At 66.1% G+C, this 22,973-nt stretch carries 23 protein-coding genes; 13 read left to right on the forward strand and 10 right to left on the reverse strand.

Features of this window, described 5'->3' with window-relative positions; all coding sequences use genetic code 11:
* The first annotated feature begins 3 nt into the window (after nt 1-3).
* Both ACIQF4_RS10960 and ACIQF4_RS10965 read left to right on the forward strand, forming a co-directional pair.
* The gene (locus tag ACIQF4_RS10960) at nt 4-234 is read left to right on the forward strand and encodes a glucose PTS transporter subunit EIIB (protein WP_013602544.1); all 231 of its coding nucleotides are present in this window, start codon (nt 4-6) and stop codon (nt 232-234) included.
* Complete coding sequence (locus ACIQF4_RS10965; protein ID WP_400517430.1) at nt 234-692, forward strand: PTS glucose transporter subunit IIA; 459 nt, start codon at nt 234-236, stop codon at nt 690-692. Before ACIQF4_RS10960 ends, ACIQF4_RS10965 begins: the two co-directional genes overlap by 1 nt.
* 18 nt (nt 693-710) lie before the next feature.
* On the opposite strand, the gene ACIQF4_RS10970 is transcribed toward ACIQF4_RS10965, so the two are convergent.
* Complete coding sequence (locus tag ACIQF4_RS10970; RefSeq protein ID WP_400517431.1) at nt 711-1,463, reverse strand: GntR family transcriptional regulator; 753 nt, start codon at nt 1,461-1,463, stop codon at nt 711-713.
* A gap of 201 nt (nt 1,464-1,664) precedes the next feature.
* Here ACIQF4_RS10970 and ACIQF4_RS10975 point away from each other — a divergent pair, with 201 nt between their 5' ends.
* Nucleotides 1,665-2,513, forward strand: a complete 849-nt coding sequence (locus tag ACIQF4_RS10975) for a hypothetical protein (RefSeq protein WP_400517432.1) — start codon at nt 1,665-1,667, stop codon at nt 2,511-2,513.
* 74 nt (nt 2,514-2,587) lie between these two features.
* Here ACIQF4_RS10975 and ACIQF4_RS10980 read toward each other — a convergent pair whose 3' ends face one another.
* Complete coding sequence (locus ACIQF4_RS10980) at nt 2,588-3,193, reverse strand: dTMP kinase (RefSeq protein WP_400517433.1); 606 nt, start codon at nt 3,191-3,193, stop codon at nt 2,588-2,590.
* A 239-nt stretch (nt 3,194-3,432) separates the two neighbouring features.
* Between ACIQF4_RS10980 and ACIQF4_RS10985 the strand changes: the two genes are divergently transcribed.
* Together ACIQF4_RS10985 and ACIQF4_RS10990 are read left to right on the forward strand one after the other, a co-directional pair.
* The gene (locus tag ACIQF4_RS10985; protein WP_400517434.1) at nt 3,433-3,693 is read left to right on the forward strand and encodes a hypothetical protein; all 261 of its coding nucleotides are present in this window, start codon (nt 3,433-3,435) and stop codon (nt 3,691-3,693) included.
* 7 nt (nt 3,694-3,700) lie between these two features.
* Entirely contained in the window at nt 3,701-4,636 is a 936-nt protein-coding gene (locus ACIQF4_RS10990; RefSeq protein ID WP_400517435.1) for a threonine/serine dehydratase, read from the forward strand.
* A 33-nt stretch (nt 4,637-4,669) separates the two neighbouring features.
* Here ACIQF4_RS10990 and ACIQF4_RS10995 read toward each other — a convergent pair whose 3' ends face one another.
* Entirely contained in the window at nt 4,670-5,008 is a 339-nt protein-coding gene (locus ACIQF4_RS10995; RefSeq protein WP_350005384.1) for a hypothetical protein, read from the reverse strand.
* A 199-nt stretch (nt 5,009-5,207) separates the two neighbouring features.
* Here ACIQF4_RS10995 and ACIQF4_RS11000 point away from each other — a divergent pair, with 199 nt between their 5' ends.
* Together ACIQF4_RS11000 and ACIQF4_RS11005 are read left to right on the forward strand one after the other, a co-directional pair.
* Nucleotides 5,208-6,146 carry a hypothetical protein gene (locus ACIQF4_RS11000; protein WP_400517436.1) on the forward strand — a complete coding sequence of 313 codons (939 nt, stop codon included), beginning with the start codon at nt 5,208-5,210 and terminating at the stop codon, nt 6,144-6,146.
* Between the two features lie 413 nt (nt 6,147-6,559).
* Entirely contained in the window at nt 6,560-8,569 is a 2,010-nt protein-coding gene (locus ACIQF4_RS11005) for a rhamnogalacturonan lyase (RefSeq protein ID WP_400517438.1), read from the forward strand.
* A 73-nt stretch (nt 8,570-8,642) separates the two neighbouring features.
* Here ACIQF4_RS11005 and ACIQF4_RS11010 read toward each other — a convergent pair whose 3' ends face one another.
* On the reverse strand, nt 8,643-9,569 hold the full coding sequence (locus ACIQF4_RS11010; RefSeq protein ID WP_400517439.1) for an SRPBCC family protein: 927 nt from the start codon (nt 9,567-9,569) through the stop codon (nt 8,643-8,645).
* Between the two features lie 231 nt (nt 9,570-9,800).
* Nucleotides 9,801-12,461, reverse strand: a complete 2,661-nt coding sequence (locus tag ACIQF4_RS11015) for a Tat pathway signal sequence domain protein (RefSeq protein WP_400517440.1) — start codon at nt 12,459-12,461, stop codon at nt 9,801-9,803.
* A 306-nt stretch (nt 12,462-12,767) separates the two neighbouring features.
* On the opposite strand from ACIQF4_RS11015, the gene ACIQF4_RS11020 reads away from it, so the two are divergent.
* On the forward strand, nt 12,768-13,379 hold the full coding sequence (locus ACIQF4_RS11020; protein ID WP_400517441.1) for an NADPH-dependent FMN reductase: 612 nt from the start codon (nt 12,768-12,770) through the stop codon (nt 13,377-13,379).
* A gap of 46 nt (nt 13,380-13,425) precedes the next feature.
* On the opposite strand, the gene ACIQF4_RS11025 is transcribed toward ACIQF4_RS11020, so the two are convergent.
* The 3 genes from ACIQF4_RS11025 to ACIQF4_RS11035 form a co-directional block, all read right to left on the reverse strand.
* Complete coding sequence (locus tag ACIQF4_RS11025) at nt 13,426-13,902, reverse strand: sensor histidine kinase (protein WP_231453767.1); 477 nt, start codon at nt 13,900-13,902, stop codon at nt 13,426-13,428.
* Nucleotides 13,903-14,055: 153 nt separating this feature from the next.
* Nucleotides 14,056-14,763, reverse strand: a complete 708-nt coding sequence (locus ACIQF4_RS11030; protein WP_400517451.1) for an ABC transporter ATP-binding protein — start codon at nt 14,761-14,763, stop codon at nt 14,056-14,058.
* A gap of 119 nt (nt 14,764-14,882) precedes the next feature.
* Nucleotides 14,883-15,989, reverse strand: coding sequence for an ABC transporter permease (locus ACIQF4_RS11035; protein WP_400517452.1), 1,107 nt, complete (start codon nt 15,987-15,989; stop codon nt 14,883-14,885).
* Nucleotides 15,990-16,157: 168 nt separating this feature from the next.
* Here ACIQF4_RS11035 and ACIQF4_RS11040 point away from each other — a divergent pair, with 168 nt between their 5' ends.
* The 3 genes from ACIQF4_RS11040 (at nt 16,158) to ACIQF4_RS11050 (ending at nt 18,712) form a co-directional block, all read left to right on the forward strand.
* A complete protein-coding gene (locus tag ACIQF4_RS11040) occupies nt 16,158-17,528 on the forward strand; it encodes a sensor histidine kinase (RefSeq protein ID WP_400517442.1) in 1,371 nt (456 codons plus the stop codon).
* Entirely contained in the window at nt 17,521-18,180 is a 660-nt protein-coding gene (locus tag ACIQF4_RS11045; protein ID WP_400517443.1) for a response regulator, read from the forward strand. Before ACIQF4_RS11040 ends, ACIQF4_RS11045 begins: the two co-directional genes overlap by 8 nt.
* A gap of 67 nt (nt 18,181-18,247) precedes the next feature.
* Nucleotides 18,248-18,712 (forward strand): pyridoxamine 5'-phosphate oxidase family protein, encoded by a 465-nt coding sequence (locus ACIQF4_RS11050; protein WP_350005669.1) that lies wholly within the window; start codon nt 18,248-18,250, stop codon nt 18,710-18,712.
* Between the two features lie 63 nt (nt 18,713-18,775).
* Here the strand turns inward: ACIQF4_RS11050 and ACIQF4_RS11055 are convergent, their stop codons facing one another.
* A complete protein-coding gene (locus ACIQF4_RS11055) occupies nt 18,776-19,981 on the reverse strand; it encodes a rhamnogalacturonan acetylesterase (RefSeq protein ID WP_400517445.1) in 1,206 nt (401 codons plus the stop codon).
* 393 nt (nt 19,982-20,374) lie between these two features.
* On the opposite strand from ACIQF4_RS11055, the gene ACIQF4_RS11060 reads away from it, so the two are divergent.
* Both ACIQF4_RS11060 and ACIQF4_RS11065 read left to right on the forward strand, forming a co-directional pair.
* Entirely contained in the window at nt 20,375-21,424 is a 1,050-nt protein-coding gene (locus tag ACIQF4_RS11060) for a glycosyltransferase (RefSeq protein WP_400517447.1), read from the forward strand.
* A gap of 5 nt (nt 21,425-21,429) precedes the next feature.
* Complete coding sequence (locus ACIQF4_RS11065; protein ID WP_231453749.1) at nt 21,430-21,591, forward strand: hypothetical protein; 162 nt, start codon at nt 21,430-21,432, stop codon at nt 21,589-21,591.
* Nucleotides 21,592-21,694: 103 nt separating this feature from the next.
* Here the strand turns inward: ACIQF4_RS11065 and ACIQF4_RS11070 are convergent, their stop codons facing one another.
* Complete coding sequence (locus ACIQF4_RS11070) at nt 21,695-22,786, reverse strand: hypothetical protein (RefSeq protein WP_400517449.1); 1,092 nt, start codon at nt 22,784-22,786, stop codon at nt 21,695-21,697.
* Nucleotides 22,787-22,973 lie beyond the last annotated feature (187 nt).

Genomic DNA, 22,973 nt, shown 5'->3' on the forward strand with positions numbered 1-22,973 from the left:
GCCATGTCCAAAGCAGAAAAGATCATTGAGGGCCTGGGCGGCGCCGCCAACATCGTCGAGGTCGAGGCGTGCATCACCCGCCTGCGCACCGAGGTAAAGGATGGGTCGCTGGTTAACGAGGCCGCCCTGAAAGCAGCCGGAGCCCACGGTGTCCTTGCCGCCGGCACCGCAGTCCAGGTGATTGTTGGCCCGGAGGCGGACAACCTGGCCGAAGACATCGAGGACCTGCTCTAATGCCGGAAACGCTGGTTGTCCACGCGCCCCTCAGTGGCAGCGTGGTTCCGTTGTCCGACGTCCCGGATCCCGTCTTCGCAGGCCAGATGGTGGGTTCAGGCGCGGCCGTTGAGCCTCCCGCAGGGGAGGCGTTCGACGTCGTGTCACCCGTTGCCGGAAAAGTGGTCAAGCTCCTGCCGCACGCCTTCGTAGTGGTGGAGTCGGCGGGGCGGGGAGTGCTTACCCATGTGGGTATCGATACCGTCAAGCTCAAGGGCGAAGGCTTCAAGCTGCTGATTGCCCAAGGCGACACCGTGGGCGCGGGTGAGCCGGTGATGCATGTGGACCCGGCCGCCGCCCTGGCGGCCGGCTACTCGATGGTGAGTCCCGTCGTCGTGCTCGATACCAAGCCGGACACTGCAACGCTCCTGGCAGCCGGTGCCGTGACTGCCGGCGCCAGCCTGTTTTCACTGGACTAGGCGCTCGCCCGGGTCCGCTTAGAGCCGGACTTCCATGGTGAGAGAGTAGCGGTCCGAGCGGTACCAGGAGCGCGAATGCTCAATGGCCAGGGGACCCGAATAGGACACCCGGTCGAAGGCCAGCACCGGCGCACCCGTTCCGGTTCCGAGGAGCGCCCCCACGTCGGCGGGGGCGCCCTCGGACCGTACGCTTTGCCGCGCCCGGTCAATCTGGTGGCCAAACTGCGCCGCCAGCGCCTTGTACACCGATCCGGTCAGGTCGATCTCCAGAAGTCCGGGGGCGTGCTCCGGGTTGTACCAGGCGTCATCCACGCTGACCGGCCGCCCGTCCGCCAGGCGGAGCCGCTTGAGGTGGACCACTTCGGATCCAGGGGCAAGGCCCAGCGCTTCGGCGGTGTCCTCAGGGGCGGTGGCAGCTTCCGCCACCAGTACCACGGTGCTGGGGACGTGGCCCATCGCCTCCATTTCCTGGGTGAAGGAGGCGAGGTGCAGCGTGGACTGCACGGGGGAATCTGCCACGAAGGTGCCCTTGGCGGGAACCCGGACCAGGTGCCCCTCGTTGACCAGGCGTCCGATCGCGGCACGCACCGTGATCCGGCTGACGCCATAGGAATCCATGAGGGTCCGCTCGCTGGGAAGCCTGGCGCCCGGTTCCAGTTCTTCCCTGGCGAGCTTGAGGATGATGGTCCGCAGTTGCTCGTGCTTGGGGATCTGGGAGTTGTTGATGGCCGTGCCCGCCGCCTCGGCGGTGCTCCTTTGTGTGGCGGACAATCCGGCTCCTCATGATCCTGGAGCGGTCCGGTAAGGACCACTTCTCTGGATTATTCCACAGGAGGGACGGCGGAGGTGCGGGCTTTTCTTTCCGCCAGGAGTCCTGCTGGAAAGTTGCAGGGCCGTTATTGTTCCACCGGGCCCAAACCCCTAAGCTGATAAACACTAAGTATGCTTCCTATCTTCAAAGGGGTTGTACCAATGCGAAAAGTACCTGCGCTTGGATTGATGACGGCAGCACTGCTGGCCCTCGCGGGCTGCACGGGCGGCGGTGGCGAAGCTGCTAGCCCGTCCGCCTCGGAAACGCCCTCCCCCACGGCCGAGGCGAAGGTTTACACCGAGGACGAGCTCCGCGAGCTGATCTCCGGCATGACGGACGAGGACGGCAATGAACTCAAGCTGTACTCCAAGGAACAGGTGGACCAGGGCGGCAACATCGCCAACCTCCTCCTGAGCACGGCAACCGTGGATCCTGAAGACTGCAAGGACATTGCCACGGCGGGACTGCTGGATACCGTCGAAAGCGGCGAGATCGCCGTCGCGCTCTCCGAAGGAGACCAGCCGCGCACGCTGTCCGCGCAGTCGGGCAGCGAGGGGCCGGACGCCGTCGAGGTCCTGGATGAGATCAGCGGCAAAATGGACCAGTGCGCCACCTTCTCCGTGGAGGCGCTGGGGCAGACCTACGAGGTGACCAGCGAGGAGGTCCAAGCGGACACGGACGCTGAAAAGACCTTCGCCACCCTCAGCTCGCGCAGCGGCGAAAACCAGCAAAAGCTGATGCAGGTCTCCGCTGCCGACGGCCGGCTGCTGGTGGTTGCCACCAAGAGCGGCGCCGACCTGGGCGATCCGGACCAGAAGGAACTTGAGGACCTCATCAACGAGGTGCTGGAGAAGGCCGACGGCGGCAGCGCAACGTCCAGCCCGACGTCCACCAGCACGTCCGGCTCCACCAGCACGTCGTCACCGAGCGGGTCAGCCTCGCCTTCCGTCACCGAGAGCGAACCCGAGGAAACAGAGATGACCTCGCCTTCGCCGACTGCGTCTAACTAGGAACTTCCCTGCAGCAGGAAGGCGGGCGGACCCCTGGTCCACCCGCCTTCCTGGGTGTTAAAGCCTAGGTACGGTCATATGGCGACCGGAGGCCGCCCCTCCGCACGGGCCCGCCCCAGTTCATGCACCACCCCGGCAAGGCGGCGTGCCAACTCGGGAACGGGGACCGAAGCGTCCACTTTTTCGAAGCTCCCGTACTCGGGCAGCTGGCGGTAGGCGTGGGCGAAAGCCGCCAAATCCTCCAGCGTCTCGGTATCCGAACCGCGTGCCGCGATGCGTTGATGGGCAACACCGGGGTCAACTTCCAGGTGCACCACGGCATCAGGGGCAGGAAGCTTGCCCAGCAGCCACGGAAGCAGGCGGCCACGCGGCAGCCCCTTCGTGGCACGCAGTGCCAGCTGGCAGTAGAGGTGCCGGTCCATCACCACCAGGCCCTCAGTACGGCCGGCGCGCAGATGGTTTACCAGCACGTTCCACACCCGGAACGTGGTCTCCAGGGCGTCGGAAACGCGGTAGGGCAGCTGAAAGCCCAGCCTGGCGCCCAGGACTGACATGCTGCGCCTGCCCGCATGGTTGTTCAACAGCCTTGCCATGCCGCCGTCGGCCCGGACGGCTGACACCAGGGCCTGGGCGGCCGTGGACTTCCCGGAACCGTCTATTCCGGTCAGGACAATAAGCAAGTGGCCTCCTTCCGCCATGGGGTTAAACGCAGGGTGTGCCGTGGAAGTCCCGGCTGAGTCCCAATTCACAGGTTCACGGCCCATTTCACAGGTTCGGGCCGGCGTTTCACGGAACCCGGCAATGGGGAAACCCAGTACCGCCCCCTCCTGCTGCCGGGCAGGGCCAGCCCGTAGGCTGGAGAACGGTGCGGGGACAGCCCCCGGCCGAACGCCGTAGTTCCCGAGCGAAAGGCAGAACCATGACTTCTAGCAATGACGAGCCGCAGAGCACCGCAGACCTTCGGGGCCCAGGTGACCCGGACGCGGCCAAGGAGGGCACCCAGGCACCGCAGGCAGGCCAGCACCCGGAATTGCCCGGTGCCGGCAATATCCGCGAGGAGCAGCAGGCCCACGCTGCCGGGACCGTCCCCGCGTCCTACGCGGGCAGCGGCCAACCGTCCCAGGAGGACAAGCCCGAGGACGCCCTGCAGGAACCGGGAACCTGGGACGACGAGGTCTGACGCACCTGTGGTTACCCGCGCCGACGTGGAACAGGCAGCACGGCGTACGGCCGGCCTGACCCGGCTGACGCCTGTCCTGGAAGCTGACCCGGAGGATTTCCCCGGTCCGGTGTGGTTCAAGTGCGAGTTCATGCAGCACACCGGAACCTTCAAGGCCCGCGGCGCCCTCAACCGGGTCCTCGCCGCCAAGGAACGTGGTGAGCTGAAGCCGGACATCGGCGTGGTGGTTGCCTCAGGCGGCAATGCCGGCCTGGCCAATGCCTACGCGGCTGCACAGCTTGGCGTACCCGCAACGGTGTTTGTCCCGGCCGCCGCCCCTGCAGTGAAGGTCCGCAAGCTCAAAGCCATCGGAGCGGCGGTGGTGCAGGGCGGCGCCGAGTACGCGGACGCATACCAGGCAGCCATCGAGCATGCCCGGGAAACCGGCGCCCTCTATTGCCATGCGTACGACCAGCCCGAAATTGCCGCCGGCGCCGGAACCGTGGGGCTGGAACTTCTCGACCAGGTGGGCGGGGTGGACACCGTATTGGTAGCGGTCGGTGGAGGCGGGCTGATGGCGGGAATCGCCGCGGCTGTGGAGGGCCGGGCTAAGGTGGTGGCCGTGGAGCCGGAATCAGCCCCTACCTTGAACGCTGCGCTGGCGGCCGGAAAACCTGTCGACGTGCCAGTCTCGGGAGTTGCTGCGGACTCCCTGGGTGCACGCAGTATCGGTGATATCGGCTTCTCCGTGGCGGTCCGCGCCGGCGTCGAAAGCGTCCTGGTGTCCGACGCCGCAATCATCGAAGCGCGCCTGAAACTGTGGGACGGCTACCGGATCATCGTGGAACACGGCGCGGCCGAAGCTTATGCAGCGCTCACGTCCGGCGCCTACGCGCCGGGCCTGGGCGAGCGGGTTGCGGTCATACTGTGCGGTGCGAACACGGAACCGGCCACGCTCACGTAGCCGGGTCAGGCGGCAGTGCGCCGTCAGCAGGAATCAGCTGCAGAACTGGCTGTACGTGCTGCCGGCTTCCTCATAGCCTTCCGTGAGCTCGGCGAGCTTGTCCTCGTCCGGAGTCTCCTTCGCCTGCTCATCGGTGTACTCGATGATCGACTCAAGCGCACCCTTGAGGTCGTCCGAGGCGACGGCGTGGATGGGGCGGATCTGGTTTGCCAGGCGGTTCATGCCGGTCTTGCCGGCGTTGTTGGCCGGGTTCGACACAACGGACTGAATGCGCTCGCAGGTTTCCGCGGTGGTGAGCTGGTTCGAGGTGGTGCAGGCGGTTGCGGTGACAACGAGTCCGGCGGCGATCAGGGCTGTGGCGAATTTCTTCATGGATCCCTCAGTAGTTGATTGAGGCTTCGATTGTAAGCAGAATCCCGAACCACACGCCGGTCCCAGGCCATGCCCCCTCGACTGTGAAGGGGGCACCAAGCTATGGCGGGGCTTCCGTGGGGGAGCTTAAAATGGGATCACCATCGTGCGGAGCTGCCGCAGATTGGGCCCCGCGCACCAGCCCAATCCAGGAACTATTATGCGCAAATCAGTACGACGCCGTGCCGTTGGTGGATTTATCGCACTTCTAGCCTTGCTGCTGCCCATGGCAGTGCCGGCAGGCGCATCGACGTCTTCCGGGGACGATGTCATCATCCTCCGCGGGGCCGGCTCGGCCGAAGGCATCGCGGCCGGTGGGGGAACAACCTTCTATGCCGGAGAACTGTTGACCGGCGATATCTTCCGCGGGGACATCAGTGACGGCAAGGCCAAGCGTTTCATCGACGCACCCGAGGGCCGGATGGCCGTCGGCATGAAGGCGGATACCCGCAACGACCTGCTGTTTGTGGCCGGCGGTACTTCCGGCAAGGCGTACGTCTACGACACCGACACCCGCAAAGCCCTCAAGGAATATGACCTTGGCCCCGGCTTCATCAATGACGTCACCCTCACCCGTGATGGCGCCTGGTTTACCAATTCAGCCGCTCCCGAGCTCTATTTCCTCCCCATGAACGGACGGGGCGAGCTCGGAAAAGCGGAGGACGTGGAGACACTGGAAGTGGGCGGTGAGGCGGGCAGGCCGCTGCAACCCGGCCAGTTCGGGTTCAACGGCATCGCAGCAGGTGACGGCGACGTCCTGATTGCGGCCCACACCCAGAACCAGGCCCTCTACACTGTGGATCCGGGCACGGGAAAGAGCAAGCGGATCAAGGGGCCGGACCTGAAATTCATCGATGGCATCCTGGTGAAGGACCGCACCGTATGGGCCGTCCAGAACATGGCCAACCAGGTCAGCCGCCTCAAACTGTCCAGTGACCTGACTTCCTTCAGGGTTAAGGACGTCATCACCAGCAAGCACTTCGACGTCCCGACGACGGTGGCCAGGTTCGGGGATACACTCGCCGCGGTCAACGCGAAGTTCGGACAACAGCCGCCGCCAACCCAGTACGAAGTAGTCCTGGTCCCGGCCTGGGACTAGGACTGGATGCCGCTTGTTGCCCGGGTGCCGCCTTCAGCCCCCGAGGTAGCGGCCGGGGCGGTGGTTCAGGGCGAGAATGAAGTTCAGCAACGCCGACCTTCTCGCGAAAGTCGCGGCGAAGGACCCGCTGACCTCCACAGGGTCACCCGCAGCATGCTGGCGATTGCCGGCGTCGTACGTACCAGCACAGCCACGCACGACCTGAACGCAAGGGAACAATATCTCCCATTTAGTCGCGTCAAACCCTTGACCAGACTTGTAAAGCGCTGATAAAAGTTAAGGGCAGAAAACGCTTTCCTTCCCAGCGCCGACCTCCCATCCACAACATTCGGGCAGTGCTGCCACTGGAAGTGAAACGTTCCAAACTGTCGCGCGGCAGACTCAGCTGCCGCCGCATCAAAGGAGATGTTCTTTTGCCTTATCCCTCGAAATGTTTCCCCACGCCCCGTCCGGGTCTGCGGTTAGACCGTGCCTGGAAGGGCGCTCCACTGGCAGCGGCGGCATCACTCACGGCCGCCGCACTGGCGTTCACCGGCGTACCCCTGGCCCAGGCCAGCCCAGGCACCGCACCTGGGCAGTCCGGCAAGGCGGAACTGAAGCGCCAGGTGGAGAACCTGGACCGGGCGCCCGTCGCCGTGCTCACGGACCAGGGCGTCACGCTGGGCTGGCGCATGCTGGGCCTGGACCAGGACAGCGTGGGCTTCCACGTGATCCGCGACGGCGTCCAGCTCACCGAAGAGCCCATCCGCAACACCACCACCTACGTTGACCCGTCCGGAACCGCGGCCTCCACCTACGTCATCAAGACCGTGGGCAACGGCAACGGGCAGGACAAGCTCAGCGCAGAATTCACGCCGCTGGCACAGGACTACCTGCCCATCAAGCTGGACAAGCCCGCCGACGGCATCAGCAAGGACGGAAAGCCTTACACGTACACGGCCAACGACTCCAGCGTCGCGGACCTCGACGGGGACGGCAGCTACGAAATCATCCAGCTCTGGAACCCTTCCAATGCACAGGACAACTCCAAGTCCGGATTCACCGGGAACGTCTACGTGGATGCCTACAAGATGGACGGCACCAAGCTGTGGCGCATCGACCTGGGCCGCAACATCCGCGCCGGCGCCCACTACACCCAGCTCCTCGCCTACGACTTCGACGGCGACGGCAAGGCCGAAGTGTCCATGAAGACGGCGGACGGCACCACGGACGGGGCCGGAACCGTCATCGGGGACGCCGCAGCGGATTACCGGAACAGCACCGGCTATGTCCTGTCCGGCCCGGAGTTCCTCACCGTGTTCAACGGAGCCACCGGCACCATCATGGACACAGTCGCCTACGATCCGCCGCGCGGCAACGTCTCCGTTTGGGGCGACGGGTACGGCAACCGCGTGGACCGCTTCCTGGCCGGCGTCGCCTACCTCGACGGCGAAAAGCCGTCCATGATGTTCAGCCGCGGCTACTACACCCGCACCGTCCTGGTCACCTACGACCTGGTCGACGGCAAGCTGGTGAAGCGCTGGACCTTCGACTCGGACATCGCCGGCGCCGAGTACAAAGGCCAGGGCAACCACAACCTGTCAGTGGCTGACGTGGACCAGGATGGCAAGGACGAGTTCGTCTTCGGCTCCATGACCATCGACGACGACGGCTCGGTCCTCTACAACACCAAGCTGGGCCACGGCGATGCGATACACACCAGCGATCTTGATCCTTCCCGCCCCGGCCTGGAGGTCTTCGCCGTCCACGAGAGCATGAGCCAGAGCGGCAACCGCGGCGCCACCTTCCGCGACGCCGCCACCGGTGAGGTGCTCTGGAGCATCCCCGCTATCCGGGACACCGGCCGCGGTGCCGCCGGCGACATCGATCCCCGCTTTGCAGGCGCTGAGGGCTGGGCAGTAGGCGGAGACGCTTCCTGGAACTCCCCGCGGGGCCAGCTGATGTCAGCGAAGGGCGAGCTGATCGCCGAGAGCATCCCCGCCGCGAACTTCATGGCCTGGTGGGACGGCGACCTGCTGCGTGAGATCGTGGACCACGACTTCGACGCTGCCGCCGGCGTGGGCGTGCCCACGATTTCGAAGTGGAACTGGGAAACCGAATCCAGCGACAGGCTCCTGACTGTCACCGGCGCGCGCACCAACAACCACACCAAGGGCAACCCGTCCCTGCAGGCGGACCTGCTCGGTGACTGGCGCGAGGAACTTGCATTCCCGTCGTCGGACAGCACCGAGCTGCGGATCTACACCAGCACCTCACCCACGGAGGTCCGGCTCCGTACCCTGATGCACGACACCGTCTACCGCACCGCAGTGGCCCGCGAAAACGTGGCCTACAACCAGCCGCCGCACCCGGGCTTCTTCATCGGCGAAGGCATGGAAACCCCGGCCGCGCCGTCGGTGGTTTACACGGGCGCCGACAAGTAACACAAGCACAGGCAAAAGCGCCGCCCGCCTCGGGGGAGAGGCGGGCGGCGCTTTGTGCTGCGGCTGGACCCGGTTAGTGCGTGCCGAGGTTCCCGCCGACAGGCGGCAGGCCACCGTCGCGGCGGCGGTCGTCGCCTTCGCGCTCAGCGGCGCTCAGGTTCTCGCCTTTGGCCGTCTCGTCGGACTCGCCGGTGGTGTCCACCAGGCCGTTGGTCTGGTCGAAGGCGTGGCCGATCCTGTCATTGCCCAGATCGGCGACCGACCCCGTGGAGCCCGCTGCCGCCGTCGTGCCCGTCGTGGCACCCGTGGTGGTCGTATCGGTGGGAATCGGGGTGACGGTGACCGGCTCTCCGGGAGCCACTGGAGTCACCGTTTCGTCGGCAACGGCAGTTGTCTCCTTGTTGCCGCCTGCTGCCATGGCCGCTGCTGCGCCCGCTGCCGCCGCAACGCCCAGGCCCGCGGCAACCTTGCCGGAAACGCCTGCCTTGCCGGAGTCGCCGCGGGATGCGGCGGCGTGCTCAACGCCCGGGGTGCCGGCCGGTGCGCCTGTGCTGACGCGTCCGCGCCAGGCACCGCTGGCGTACCCCTCGTCCTCGATGAATTCCTTGAACCGCTGCAGGTCTGCCTCGGCCTGGCGGTCAACCACGTTGAGCTTGTCGCCAACCTTTTCGATGATGCCTTCGGGCTCGTACTCGAGCGTCAGCCGGAGGGAAGTCTGCCCGCCGCCCACGTCCTCGAACTCGACCGCGCCGGCGTTCGTGGCGCCCTCGGTAGCCGCCCAGGCGACCTTCCGGTCCGGGACCTGCTCCAGGATCTTCGCTTCCCACTGCCGGCGGATGCCGCCGATCTCGGCCACCCACTCCAGCCTGTCGTCGCTGAGCTGGGTCACGCTCTTGACTCCGCCCATGAAGTGGGGGAATTCCTCGAACTGGGTCCACTGGTTGTAAGCGGTGCTTACCGGTACGTTCACCAGAATGCGTTTTTCCACCTTCGTGCTCATAACGTCTCCTTCGCTGTGTTACCGGAAGCTGACGATTCGGTAAATCATCAGCATGCTTATCAATGTACCTGCTAGGCGCGCCGGTTTCCAGAGCGTGGTTTCAAACGTCTCGCCGGGCAGTGGGGAATCAGTGCCGGCCCAGGCAGCTGCCCGCCAAAGGGCCGGGGAACGGGCGACGGCGGCACCCGGCTCAGGGAATCAAGGCCGGGTGCCGCCGTCACAAGGGCGCAGCTACCGCAGGTGGTTACCGACCAGCGCCAGGTTCTGGATGACGGCGAGCCCGAACTGGGAGGCGTCGTTGGTGGACACGGTGGGTGCCTCATCCACCGGCAGCAGCACGTGCGGCGGCTCGATCTTCCGCAGCGTAAAGGCCGACTCGTGGTTGAGGTGTTCGCCTCCTTCGGCGAAGCTCGTCCAGGCGCGGGCGGCCAGGTCCGGATCGTTCAGCCGGGCAGCCGCGTAGGCCGTAAGCCGGCTGTGCGCCTGGGTGAGGTAGATGCCTTCCAGCGGCTGTCCAACCGCTGCCACCTGTTCCTCCTTCGTGCCCAGGAAGAGCCGGCAGTACTGCAGCCAGGCACGCTCGAACTCCGGATCCGGAACCAGGTCCACCAGTTCGCTGCAGATCTCCACCAGGCCGAACACGGCGCTCAGGTGGGACACCTGGATCAGCTCCCGGCCGGTATCGAACCGCCCTTTGTCCAGGTCATAAAGCGCTTCGCCGGTGAGGAAGCCGTACTTGAGGGCGCCGATGTCCGCCATGGTGCCCAGGAGCCGGTCGCGCGAGCGGGGGTTGCCCGTACGCTCCCAGTCGGTGAGCCAGGTGGCGGCGAGCGAGCCCCAGTCCGTTCCGAGGCCAACGCCCAGGGCGCCCCGGTTGGGCCGATAGGTGTCGGCGTCGGGGCGGACCTTGCGCACGGGGTCCAGCCCCAGGAAGTTCTGGTCGCTGTCCACCAGCTCGGTCAGCAGGTCCCCGGTCCGTTCATCCGCCGTCAGGTAGTAGTAGAAGCGGCGGTAAGCGGGTGTGCTGATGCGGAGCTGCTTGGCGCTGCAGCCCCAGTGCTGGACGTTGTGCCGCGAACCCAGGCCGCGCCACGGGCCCAGGTGGTAGACGTCCACCTCGCCGGTGTGCCGCGTCATGGCCTCCGCGAACCGGAAGATGTCCGCACGGCCGGAGCGCAGGTAGGAGTACCAGAGCCAGAGGTCGGGGGAGAGCTCGGAGTTGTCCCATGCGTAACCGCCTACGTCGTACCGCCACACATGCCGGTCATGGTCGTAGGTATGCATCACGTCGCCGTAGTTCCAGAACCCGTACCAGCGCCGCTGCTCCACCTGGCCGGCATAGAAATCGAAGAGGAAGTCCAGGTGGTCCTCCAGCTCGGCCCGGGCGGGGGTGCTGCGGTCCACCGGGTCCCAATCGCCGAACACGCCCACCGAGTGCAAGTACTCCGGGGTGGCCTGCAGCAGCGCAGGGGCTGAGGCGGCAGCGGCGTCGGCCGCCAGGCTTTCGGTTGCCGGTGTGCCGTCGTAGGCGAACAGAGTTAACTCATGTGTGCGGGCAATGCCGCGGGCGTTTCCGAAGCCGGGCTCGTAGTCCTCATAGGTGATTTCGAGGCCCTCGAGCTGTTCCTCGAACGTGTCCTGGCCCAGGCCGTCATGGTAGAAACGCAGGTCCATGGGCTGGGCTTCGGGGGAGTACAGCCATGCGGTCAGGGTGGCTTGGTCCGTTGCTGCATTGCGGATGTCCAGCTGGCCGGGGTGGGACTGCCAAAAGTCCTTGACGCCCACGCCCAAGCCTCCGCGGGTGTCAGTCAGCGAGCAGAAGCCGGCCGACCTGGTGCCGCCGGAAATCCCCACCCAGGCGCGGCCGGGAGCAGTCCGCTTGCGCAGCTCGAAGCCGTCGGCGCTGAGCTGGCTGAGCGTGTAGTCGTTCCAGGCCGGAATCAGGCGCAGGCGTTCGGACACCTCGGGGTTCCAGCTGGCCGCGGGCGGGGTGGCGCGGCCTTCCACCTGGGCGCGGCGGACGTCCTCGCCGGGGTCCCGGCGCAGGCCGGTCAGGCCGCGGACCGCTTCGGTGAGGAAGCCGCCGTCGGCCCCTGCTATCCGGACGTGCCTGTTGTGCAGCTCTGCCTGCAGCGGGACCGTGAAGCGCACGCCGAGCCCGGCGAGGAAGTCGCGGTCCGCGTCGCCGTCCCAGATGAAGGAGTGCACCATGCGGACGCTGCGGGCGTTGGCGTGGAAGTAGAACCTGACCACGAAGGGCAGCCAGCTTTCCCGGCCGCTGCCCGGCGCGTCCGGCCGGTGCTGGCCTTCCAGCCGCACCACGGCGCGCACGGGTCCGCTCTGTTCAAGCACCGCGGCGCTGACCACGCCGGTGAAGGCCTCCCGGCTGAAGGTTCCGGCGCCGTCGCCTCCCTGGTCATCAGCAAGGCCGTCCTGCAGGAGGCTGACCAGGCGGGCGTCCCGCGCCACCTCCACGCCGCCGCGGGTAAGGCTGCTGAAGAGGGTGGAGCCCCCGCGCTTGATCACCATCCGCAGCGTTCCGGTGTCCACTGTCAGGGCATCGCCGGTTTCGGTGGCAGTGACTCCCGCAGCGCCCGACGGCGGCTGGCCGGCTTTCCCTCGCGACGCGCCGCCGTCGGACGCCACGTGGTAAAAGTCCGACGGCGAGCTGGTGGCGGGGAGTGCGATGCCGGCCCACTTGAGGGAGCCGTCCGGCCAGGTGGCCAGGGGCCAGGCCTGGGTAGTAACGGCGTTGCCGCCGGCGTCGGTGACGGAGAGGGCCTCCGCCGAGGGCACCGCGCCGCGGGCGAAGGGCATGCCCCACGTGGTCCCGCCGCTGGATTCCGAAGGTGCCTGGCCGTCGATCCACCTGATGAGGGTGCTGTCCGTCATATCGTCCAATTCTGTTGTTTCGCGTCCGCCGGCTTGGCCGCGCCCCCGCCCAAGCTGGGACAAGATAGGCGGGAAAGCGGTTTCTGATTCGTTTCAAAATATGCGAGCCAAGGCAGGACCGCAAGGGGTGGCCGGGATTCGGAAAGTCTCCCGGAGCGCTTCAACACGCCGCCCCCTCTGGCCGCACCCCGGCTTCTGTGCTGGACTGTTGGGTGCAATGGGCACCACACGCCGCCCCCGCTGGGGCGGCACTCATTTCCGGAAATATGGCCTGCCGGCGCGGACCGGCTATTGGAAGGAACACTCATGGCACCGTACAAAATCGGCTACTTCGTGGGGAGTCTGGCAACCGGCTCCATCAACAGGGTCCTGGCCAAGGCGTTGATTAAACTCGCTCCCGAGGACCTGGAGTTCACGGAGATCCCCATCAAGGACCTCCCCCTCTACAGCTACGACTACGACGCCGACTTCCCGCCGGAAGGGCGCGCCCTCAAGGAAGCCATCGAGGCGGCCGACGGGCTCCTGTTCGTGTCCCCGGAATACAACCGCTCCATTCCCGGGGCGCTCAAGAATGCCATCGACTGGGGCTCCCGGCCCTGGGGAAGCAACTCCTTTGCCCGCAAGCCCACCGGAATCATCGGGGCTTCCGTGGGAAGCATTGGTACTGCGGTGATGCAATCGTCCATGCGCAGCGTCCTGAGCTTCCTTGACGCGCCGCAGCTCAACGCGCCGGAGGCCTACATCCACTTCGACGCCGCCGTATTTGGCGACGACGGCGAGGTCAAGAATGAGGGCACTGCCAAGTTCCTGCGCCACTACATGGAGGAGTACTGCGCCTTCGTCCAGCGGGTCCTGGCGGCCAACGCACCCGGCCACATCGGCGACCATGAGCCCGATACGGCCAAACTGACCCGCTAGGGTGTTCCGGATGCCCGCCGTCCCAGCAACGGCGGGCATCCGAGCCTTAATCCAGCGGCAGCGTAACCGTCACGCTGGTGCCCTGCCCGGGGGCGGAGCGGATGTCCACGGTGCCGCCGGCCTCATGGACGGCAACGGACATGAGCCGGAGGCCGTAGCCGTGGTGGCGCCCGCAGGTGGCGGCTTCACTGTCAAAGCCCGTGCCGTCGTCGGCCACTACCAGGCGAATGCCGTGGTCCACGGCGGCGAGCTGGACGGCCAGGTGCGACGCCCCGGAGTGCTTGTAGACGTTGCTGAGCGCCTCGCGTGCCGACTGGTAAAGGAGGGACGCGCAGTCCTTCGGGATCTCGATGCCCCAGTGCGGGGTGTCCCAGCGGACGGCGGTTCCCCGGTGGCGGAGGGGCGCCGTGAGCCGGTCGATGCAGCCCGCCAGGCCCAGCGCGTAGAAGTCGAGCGGATGCTGATCCGTGAGCACGCCATCCACGGCGGTGACTTCCCCGTCCAAAACTGTCCTATTTCCCATTGCTTCCTGCTCCCCACAAGCTGGTTGGTCCATGACTTCAGCGTGGACCCGCAACTTCAGGGCACGGCAAGGTTTGCCGCAAGATCCGGTCAATTCTCCGTGGCGGGGGTTGCCCCGCAATTACTGCGCGCAAAGCCCCCGGGCCACCCGTGCTCACGCGCCGGTCAGCACCGGGGCGGCGAGGGTCCCGTCCCGCATGGTGGCTACCGCATCGGTTAACGGAACAAACTCCGTGTCATGCGTGACCAGCACCGTGCCCACGTTGAACTCGGAGGTCACCTGGCACAGTAGCCGGATAATCGAGGCGCTGCGCTCGTGGTCCAGGGCGGCCGTCGGCTCATCCACCAGCAGGACTTTCGGGTTTCCCATCAGGGCCCTGGCGATGTTGACCCGCTGGCGCTGGCCGCCGGAGAGCTGGTGGGGGAGCTTCCCGGCACTCGCGGACAGGCCGACGACGTCAAGGAGTCCGGCGGCCTTCTTCCGGGCGGCCTTCACGGGCTTGCCGCGTAGGTGGTCGCCGATGATGAGCTGTTCGGCGGCCGTGAGTGAGGGGAGGAGGTTGGGCTGCTGGAAGATGATGCCCACTTTGCTGCCGCGCAGTGCCGTGAGCGCCTTGTCCGGAAGGCCGGTTGTGTCGGTGCCGTCGATGATGACTTGGCCGCTGGTGGGGCGGACCAGGGTGGCGGCTGCGGCAAGGAGGCTCGATTTTCCCGAGCCGGACGGTCCGACGAGCGACACCACGTGCCCGGCCGGGACTGCCAGGCTGACGCGGTCCAGGGCGGTGGTGGTGCCGCCTCCGTCAGGGTATTCCAGGGTGACGTTGAGCAGTTCCAACGGAACCGGGGTGGAGTAGGCAGACATCATGTTTCCTTTCAAAGGATTGGAGTTTTTGGCCAGATATGCAGGGTTCAGGGCACATTAGGCCTGCGTATCTGGACAAAAACTCGGGGATGAAGGGGGAAGTGTGGGGGAGCGGGGTGTCAGTTCCCGCCGAGGGCCAGCAGGGCGTCGATTTTGGTGACGCGGCGGACGGCCAGCGCTGCCCCGGCCAGCCCCAGGGCAACAATCCCGACGACGGGAAGCAGCGTGGTGGCAGGGCTGAGGAGGAAAGGGGCTGCCTGGGCGGCCACCCGCCCGGCCAGGACGCCGGCAAACCCGCCCAGCCCGGCCCCGGCTGCCAGCACTATTGCTGCCTGCGTGATGGCATCCCGCAGGATGTAGGACCCCGGCGCCCCCATGGCCTTCAGGACGGCGATGTCGCGGGTCCGCTGGATGGTCCACACGGTCAGGAACGCCACAATGACCAGGGACGAAATGCCATAGAGGAAAGCCTGCATCAGCGTCAGCGAGCCGTTCTCGCTCTTGAACGAGCCCAGCGCCTGGAAGGAGTCTGTCCGCGAGGCGCTCACCGTCTTCGCCGCGGTATCCGCGGCGGCCTCATCAACTGCCGCGCCGTCCCGGTAGGTGACGGCAAGGACGGTAGCCAGCTGGCCGCCGTCGGAAACGTGGGCAAGCCTGGACCAGGCCGGAAGGGCCGTCCACACAACGCTGGTGTGGGCGTACCACTGGTCCTCAACAACCGCGGCCACTGCGAGTTCCACCCCGCCAATGGCCAGCACATCCCCCTGCTGGAGGGACAGGGCCTCGGCCACGGAGGCGCCCACCACCGCGGTGCCGGCGGAGACGTCCACAGGCGCCAGCCCGCTGCCGGGAGCCACCCCGAACACGGCCACATTGGCGGTGCCCGAGCCTGCTGCCGCACCCTGGGCGCGGGTCTGGGTGATGCCCACCGGCTCGGCAGCGCGGACGCCCGGCCGGCTCCGCCAGCTCTCCGCCTGGGCTGCCGTCACGGAGCTTTCCGTATAGGAGGCCTTGGGCGTGCCGGAGCCGGGGGCGCCGAACACCACGGTGTCCACCGGTGCAGCGGCGGCAGCCCCCAGCTTGCCGATCGCGGAGGTTGACTGTTCAGCCAGCCCGGCGGTGAGGCCGGACAGCATGACCAGGAGCAGGGTAATCAGGGCCACCACGCCGCCCATCATGGCGAACCGGCCCTTGGCGAAACGGATGTCGCGGATTGCGAGGAACACGTTGTTCTTCTCTCGGTTGGTCCCACTGGATAAGGTCTCCATCCACTGTCCCGTCCGCCGGCCCCCGGTCCATCGGGCAGGGAGTTGATAAGCCAGGGACGAAAGGTGGAATGCAGGGTCAACCTTTTGATTGACCCGCCGCCGGGCGGGCGCGCATAAGCTGGTGGCATGTCCGCCACCCCTGCCCTGAACCCTTCCGGCGGACCCGGCACCCACGCCCCAAAGAACCCCCTGAGCGCTGTGGAGACGGCGTCCTCCGAAGCGATCCTGCGGGTTCTGAGGGTGACGCTGCACACCGGCTTCGCCGCCCTGCTGGTGGTGGGCGTGGTCCGGCTGCTGGCATCAGGCTCCCGGGGATCCTTCCCGTTACTCTGGACGGGCCTGGCCTTTGTCCTGGCCGCGGTGTACCTCACCGGGACAATCCTGGAACACCGCCATGCCGCGGGCCGGATCCGGTTCAATCCCCGCCGCTACGGCCTCCCCTGGCTGGCCGCGGTGACAGCGCTCTGGGTCCTCCTGCTGGCGGGCAGTGCCGATTTTGCCTGGCTGGCCTTCCCACTGTTCTTCCTGCACCTGCACCTGCTGCCCAGGCGTGCCGCGCTGCTGACCATCGCACTCATGACGGCCGCGGTCATCGCGTCCCAATGGTCTGCCAGCGGGGACCCGGTCCCGCACGCGGCCGCCGTCGTCGGGCCGCTGTTTGGCGCCGCCTTCGCCGTCATCACCGGCCTTGCCTATGTTGCGCTCTACCGGGATGCGGAGAACCAGCGGCGGGCCGCGGATGAATTGCGCCGCACCCGCCAGGAACTCGCGGCGTCCCAGCATGGGGCCGGGGTGCTGGCCGAGCGGGAGCGGCTGGCCCGGGAAATCCACGACACCCTTGCCCAGGGCCTGTCCAGCATCGTGCTGCTGGCCCGGGCCGCGGAACAGTCGCTGGCCCACGGTGATTCAGCCACCGCAGCGTCGCGGGTGGCGCTGATGCAGCAGACTGCGGCGGACAACCTGGCCGAGGCGCGGAGCTTTGTCCGCGGGCTGTCCTCTCCGCAGCTGCATGACACCACATTGGTGGAGGCCCTCCGCCGGCTCTGCGCAGAGACCGAATCGGGCGCCGCGGCGGCGGGAGCTGAGCTCCGCTGCCGGCTGGAAGTGGACGGCGAACCTGCCGAGCTGCCGCAGCCGCACCAGGTGGCGCTGCTCCGCGCGGCCCAGGCGAGCCTCGCCAACGTCCGCGATCACGCCCATGCCCGCAACGCCGTGGTCACGCTCACCTTCCTGGGCACGGAAGTCACCATGGACATTTACGACGACGGCGTGGGCTTTGGCGCGCCGCCCGCCGCCGGGAGGCGCGTCTCAGGGACGGGCGTCCGCGGTACCGGGCACGACGGCGGCGCGGACGGCAGCGGATTCGGCCTCCGCTCGCTGGAGGAAAGGGTAAGGGCCCTCAACGGCTCCCTGGAGTTGGAGACCGCCGCGGGCGAAGGAACGGTGGTGGCAATCCGGCTGCCGCTCGATGGTTTCGGGGGAGACACCCTTGGCTGACGTGCGCGTCCTGCTGGTGGACGACCATCCGGTGGTCCGCGCCGGCCTGAGGGCCATGCTCACCGAGTTCGAGGGCATTTCCATCACCGCTGAAGCTGCGGACGGGAAAGCCGCCCTGAAGGAACTCTCGCGCCTGGCGGTCCTGGGTGACGCGGTGGACGTGGTGCTGATGGACCTGCAGATGGGCGCGGGCATGGACGGGGTGGCGGCCACGGCCGCGATCAGGAAGCTGGCTGCGCCGCCGCCCGTCCTGATCCTGACCACCTACGACACCGACGCCGATATCCTCGCCGCCGTAGAGGCAGGCGCCAGCGGCTACATGCTCAAGGACGCGCCTCCGGAACAGATCCGCCAGGCCGTTTTTGCCGCAGCAGCCGGGGAGACGGTCCTGGCACCCAAGGCCGCCGCCCTGCTCATGAACCGCATCACCAACCCTGGCACCTCGCTCACCCCGCGGGAGGTCCAGCTGCTGGAGCTGCTCGCCACCGGGCTGTCCAACCGCGCCATCGCCAAGCAGGTCTTCATCTCTGAGGCAACGGTTAAGACGCACCTGGTCCACATCTACGGCAAGCTCGGGGTGGACAACAGGACGGCAGCCATCGCCGCCGCCACGCAGCGGCGGATCATCCGTCCGCCCGGGCAGGCGAGCTAAGCGGAATTTAGCTCACGGGAAGGAAGGCCCTACTCCCTCCGGCAGCCGGAGGCCTAGACTTCGGGCCATGGAGAACTCACCGTCGGGACCCAAAACTGAAGTACTTCCAGAAGCGGAGTGCTGGAAGTACTTGCGCTCCTCCTACATCGGCAGGCTGGCAGTCATCAACGGAACCACACCGGAAATCTTCCCCGTTAACTTTGTGCCGGCGGAAGGTGCCCTGTACTTCAGGACTGCCCCCGGCACCAAGCTGTACTCCCTGCTTGCCGGAACCCTGGTGGCCCTGGAGACCGACGGTTTGAATGCGTACAGCACCGAAGTGTGGAGCGTGGTGGTCAAGGGGATACCCGAGCCCGTGGCCGACGGCAATGTGCCCCTGGAACTGTCCGATCCGGACCGTGAACCGTGGGAGTCCGGCCTCAAGGAGCACCTGATCCGGATCAATCCCACGGAGGTTACCGGCCGCAGGTTCTACGTCCAGGCCCGCACCCGGTGGTGGCCGCCGCAGGATTTCTCCGCTGACTGGATCTAGCGTCCCTGGCCTTAGAGACCTTTGCTAGAGACCCTGGCCAGGAACCCTAGCCAGGAAGCCTGCCTAGAGACCCTGCCGGGCAAGGTCCCCGGCCACCAGCCGCGCCAATTCCGAGGCGCCGGCGCGGTTGGGGTGCAGCGTGTCGCCGGTCATGAACAGGGCCAGGGTGGCTTCCGGGCCAATCTCCGTGAAGTAGGCGGACGCCAGGACGTTCAGGTCAACCAGGTGCACGCCCTCCTCCTGCGCAAGGGCAACGGTTGAGTTGCGGTACCAGCGGTTGACCGAGGTGTGCACGCCGTCCACGAAGTCCGTGGCGCGGCCCTGCGGAGTGACCAGCACCGGCGTGGCGCCGGTGGCAGCCACCTGGCGGACCATGTCGCGCATGATCTCCTTGAACTCCGCCTCGGTGGTGGCGTTCTTGGCTGCAGTGTCGTTAATGCCCATCTCCAGGAGGAACAGATCGCCAGGCTTGATGTACTGGAGGATGGCCTCAAGCTGGCCGTCGTTACGGAAGCCGCGGGCAATCTGCCCGCCGGTGGCCATGTTCCGGATATCGAACGCCGCGGGGTCGATATACTGCGGCAGCATTTGCCCCCAGCCGCCCTGGACGCTGTTCTCCAGGGGGTAGTAGCTGGCCACTGTGGAGTCGCCGCCCACCCAGATGGTGGGGTCCATTTCCGGATGGCGCGAGACCTTGTCGATGGCCAGCGAGCTCAGTGTGAAGGCCGTCCCAACTTTGCCCTCCGTGACCAGGAGGTTCAGCTGGCCATCGGTCACGGGAATTTCAAAGGAGGCCGTGGCGCCGTTTCCGGTCAGGTTCATTTCCTGGAAGACGCCTTCAGCCGCGATGCTGGCCCGCGAGGTGTCGCCCAGGGTGACTGTGACCTTGTAAAGGCCTTCCTTCAGGTCCACGTTGAACGTGTTGGAGCTCTTGGTCCCGAACTGGAGGAAGCGAACGGCATCGCTCCCGGCTCCCGTGCCTTTGGCTGAAACGTTGGCCATATGCTCCGGGGTGTTGAAGCCGTACCGGGTTTCGGGGCTGTAGGCGTCGGTGGCGCTGACTCCGGTGTACCCGTGTTCCACGGGCCCGTTGCCGAAGTCAAAGCGGTAGTTGCTCGGCTCGGCATTGGCGGCCGGCGCGGTAACGGCCACGCCCACCCCGGACAGCAGGGCTGCCGCAGCGAGGCCGGCGGCCAGGGATGTCCTCGCCCGTCCGCGGCAGCGGGATAAAGAAACCGGGCGGTTGGAGGGTTGGGCAGCAGCAGGCACAGTCATCTCCTTTGATGAGGACAAGAGTTTGTATCGTTTCAGAAAACGCTTTACACCATTTGTAACAGCGCTCGCTGTGACGAGTCAAGAGATTTTGTGCGCTTTCTGTGCGCTTCTGCTTCTTCTTGTTCAGCCTTGGGCGGGACGGAGACTGGAATCGGGAGGGCCAGCGCCTGCCCTTGAGCTCAGCGCCGCTGCTTCCTGAGCTTGAGGTGCGTGCGGCCATCTTGATTGAAGCTTGTAGTTTTGTTGCCGCTTCTGTGCAAACGATTTGAGTTCGCGTTGGAACACTAAAAGTCAATAGAACTTCAAATGGTTTCAGCGGGGAAAAATGTGCGCGGCGTCGCAATTACGGGCAATATCCAGGACCGGGCTTATGGCAGGGGAAACCCTGTGATCACAGTCATCATCCCGGCTCACAACGAGGCCGCGGGAATCGGCGAAACCCTCTTGTCTCTGCAAAACCAGACAATTATCCCGGACCGGATAATTGTGGTCGCAGATAATTGCACGGACAATACGGAAGCTATTTCCCTGGCGGCGGGCGCCGAAGTGGTGGCAACTGTGGGCAACACTGACAAGAAGGCTGGCGCCCTCAACTTCGTGCTCGCTGGCCTGCTGCCGGAGGCTGCGCCTGAGGACATGGTCCTGGTGCAGGATGCCGATTCGCAGCTCTCACGGGATTTCATTGAATGCTCGGTGGGGCACCTTCAGGCTGATTCGCGGCTTGGTGCCGTGGGCGGAGTGTTCCGGGGCGGCGACGGCGGCGGATTCGTCGGCCATCTGCAAAGGAATGAATACGCCCGGTACGCCAGGGACGTGCGGCGGCTGCACGGTAAGTGCCTGGTTGTCACCGGCACCGCGGCACTGTTCCGGGTCCGGACGCTTCGCGACGTGTCCGCGGCCAGGCTGGATGGCACACTGCCTCCCGGAAACGGCAGGGGCGGCGTCTACGATACCTCGGTCCTGACGGAGGACAACGAGCTGTCCTTTGCCCTGCTGACGCTGAAGTACCGGATCAAATCCCCCGCCGATTGCACCCTGGTTACCGAGGTCATGCCCACCTGGCGGGAACTCTGGGCGCAGCGCCTGCGGTGGAAGCGTGGCGCGGTGGAGAACTGCGTCCAGTACGGCTGGACGAGGGTCACCAGGCCCTATTGGGGGAGGCAGGTTCTTTCGGTGGCGGGTGTCCTGGTGACGCTTGGCTACCTCAGCACGGTGGCGGTTGCACTGGGCACGGGGGCGGGGCTGCACATCCAGCCGTTCTGGCTTGCCGTGACCGGTGTCTTCGTGATCGAACGAGTGGTGACGGTGCGGCTCCGGGGATGGAGATACATGCTCGCGGCCGCCACCATGTACGAGCTGGTGATCGACCTTTTCCTCCAGTTGGTTCACGCGAAGGCGTACACAGACGCAGCCTTTAACAGAAAGAAAGCCTGGTAAGAACCATGTATAACAATCCAGCAGTTCCCGCAGCAGCCGGGGCCGGTTCCGGAACCCTCGCCATGACCGGCGCGGGGGACGTGTTCTGGTTCGCCCTCGCAGCCTTTGCGCTCCTGGCACTGGGCCTCGCCATCAAGAGGATCATCCCCGTCCGCGGCACCAAGTAGTTCCGGGCCAAGTAGTCCCCGGACCACAACTGCGCGGTCAGCAGGAACGCAGGGCATCGTTGATGGTGCCCTGCGTTCTGCTTGTGGCTATTACGACGGCGGGTCAGGTCACCACGCTGACCACGTTCGAACACCCGGCGGCATCGCAGACTTTATAGGAAGTGGTCTTTCCACCCTTGATTTTGTTGACGTAGGAGCCTGTATTGGCCACGGACTTCTGTGCCCCGTTGATCCACAGCGTCACGTTGGTGCCCGTGGCCCCTGTCCACGTCAGGGCGGTGGTGCTGACGGACTTCGCCTTGCTGGTAGCGGCAGCCAGCTTGATGGCGGAGACGGGTTGCGCCTGCACTGGGCCGGAAGCTGCGGTGAAGGAAAAATCCCTGATCACCACGCTTTCCGGTTGCACATGGGCAGGATCCCCGCCGCCGCCCCCGGTCACCCACAGGTTGAAGTGGATCTGTTCCTGGGCCGGCACCGGGACAGTGGCCCCTTCCAGGACCGTGCGCTTCAGGAGGCTGCCCGCAAACCCTTCCCCGGCGAAGGTTTCGAAAGTGATCTTCCCCGGCTCCCACACCATCCGATGGGTGGTGACCGGGTCCGGCGTGACGTCGAAGGCCGTGGTGTTGTTTCCTTCACCGGGAGGCTTGGTGGCATCAAACCAATAGCCGTGGCCTTGGGTCACCGGCCAGGACTCCCCGTATGCGGCGCCGCCGCCCCACGCCGAGGCCTCGCAGAGATCGATTTCGTTGTAGCCCGGTTCGGCCAGGGGGTCGTATGTGAACAGGCAGCCCCACACCACTTCTTTCTGCAGCGTTTCCAGGTTCTTTTCCACGGTGGTGGTGTAGGTCCCGTAACCGAACCCTTTCCGCGTGGACTGGAACTCCGCTCCCACGGGGGCTTCGCCGGTGGGGTTGGTCAGCTTCATGGTGATGTGGCCGTTGGCATCCGGATTGCTGACGTTCGCGGCCGCGAAAGCCTTGTTGTACTGCGGTGCACCACCCCAGAAGCGCTTCTCCCAGTTGAACCCCTTCCAGGCGAAGTTTCCTGCGGGCCCCGGGTTGGGGTCCAGCGGCGTGGTGTCCGCTGCCTGGGCGGACGGCACGCAGGCAAGCATTGCGACGGCGGCCGCTGCCAGCATTGCCAGCGGTTTCGTCCGGCGCTTGGGATGTGAGACAAAAAAGCGAAAATCAGCCATGAAACGCCCCTTTTCGGTTGCTCCCAGCGAGCAATTGCGCCCCTGTGGAGCGCACAGCTTGATCTTCAGCCAGGAACTCCGCCGAAGGCAATAGCGGCTCTTCGGAATCAAGGGTGTAGCGAGGGTCTGAAACCTCCGGCCTCGAGCAGGCTCCTGGCTGTGTAGTTCGCGAGGTTGCGGAAGCCGA

Origin of the sequence: Pseudarthrobacter sp. NPDC092202 (assembly GCF_044755505.1) — a bacterium.
In the GTDB taxonomy this organism is placed as follows: domain Bacteria; phylum Actinomycetota; class Actinomycetes; order Actinomycetales; family Micrococcaceae; genus Arthrobacter.